The 1,516-nt window shown below is 56.7% G+C and carries 1 protein-coding gene; it reads left to right on the plus strand.

The window, feature by feature from the left end:
• The first annotated feature begins 846 nt into the window (after positions 1-846).
• Positions 847-1,392 carry a hypothetical protein gene (locus ABGB01_RS45900; protein ID WP_347780635.1) on the plus strand — a complete coding sequence of 182 codons (546 nt, stop codon included), beginning with the start codon at positions 847-849 and terminating at the stop codon, positions 1,390-1,392.
• Positions 1,393-1,516 lie beyond the last annotated feature (124 nt).

Genomic DNA, 1,516 nt, shown 5'->3' on the forward strand with positions numbered 1-1,516 from the left:
CTCGACCCCTGGCGAATCGGCGCGATCACCCGGGCGGCCCTCGTCCTCCTCCGTCTCGAACACGGACGCCACACCTAACCGAAGATGTGATCACACAAGGTCGTGATCCGTTACGCGGAAAGGCTCACTTACAATGCCTACAGCTGGGGCGAAGGGTCTTACAATCTGCAACCCACGGTCCGCTGCGACACGTCGGACGATATCAAGGCTTACTACGGAGGATGCATCTTCTGGGGCACAACCCCAGTCTGGGGAATGACGAGAAACGCGACCATCCAATATAACGGTAGGACGATCAAAAATAACGTCAAGCTACATGCGGACCATATTTGGGACGCTCTTAACAAGCCCGAGATAACCTTACCTTACAGGGCCAACAAAAAGGTCCCCGGCCATCCCGATGACGGTCCGCACATGGCGCTTACCCGTACCACGGCTACAGGCACACATGATGCTAATGTACGAGTCAAGGACGGATACTGCTACGGGCGATATGGATATACCTCTCCATTTACCGCAGCGGATCGTGGACCGGATCCGATTACGGGTAACCCAAGGGACTGCGATGAGTTCCCCTACGCGAAAACCATCCAGGGCGCGAGCGCTCCGGGTGGAAACTTCTCACTCAGATTCATAGACAGATCACAGAACAGGGCCGCCGGACGAACACAGGACCTTTTCTGGGACCGGTATAGAATCCTCGATGGAGACCGGTTCTTCGTGCTACCGCAATGACGTAACACTTAGGACGTAGTGCCGCCCGACCGCTAGCTCCTAGGCCGGGCGGCACCGCTCGGACGGAACGAAAATACGATGCAAAACGCTCATCACGATTATCACAACATTGTGTCGGAGTGGTTCTCCGAATCCATGAGCATCACTTTCTCTCACGGCCTCAGCATCGACGAGGTGGCCGCAGCCTTCGGCGACCTCGGCACCGGCCTCTACTACACTTACCCAGAAGCGGTCGAGGAAAGCTACGAAGCGTTCGAGGCCGCTGGCATCGGATGCACGGCCATCGTGGGCGAACTGGGCAAGTGGGTAGTAACCGTAGAGCCCGACGGCTACAAGGGAAACCTCTGGTACGTGTTACAGCGTCTGTCGCAGTCCGACCGAGCGATCAGCGTATTATGCGGTCACGGAACATACAATTTGAGCTATGTCGTCCACTCCCAGATGATCGCAGACCTACGACTTTGGAATTATTCACACAAGTCGCCTATAGAGAACAGCGAGCTCGACCCCTATTTCGACGGCCTGGAATTCACCGAAAATGATCTCGTCATCAAGGCGTCCACCCTCACAGTCTGCGAGCGGTTAACTCATGAGCGTCTCGACAGCAACTGGCTTAACCGTCGGCACCGATGGCTGATATGGGAGGATCCGGACTGAGCCTTTCCGCGTAACGGATCACGACCTTGTGTGATCACATCTTCGGTTAGGTGTGGCGTCCGTGTTCGAGACGGAGGAGGACGAGGGCCGCCCGGGTGATCGCGCCGATTCGCCAGGGGTCGAG

It is taken from the genome of Nonomuraea sp. B5E05 (assembly GCF_039880665.1).
Lineage (GTDB): Bacteria > Actinomycetota > Actinomycetes > Streptosporangiales > Streptosporangiaceae > Nonomuraea.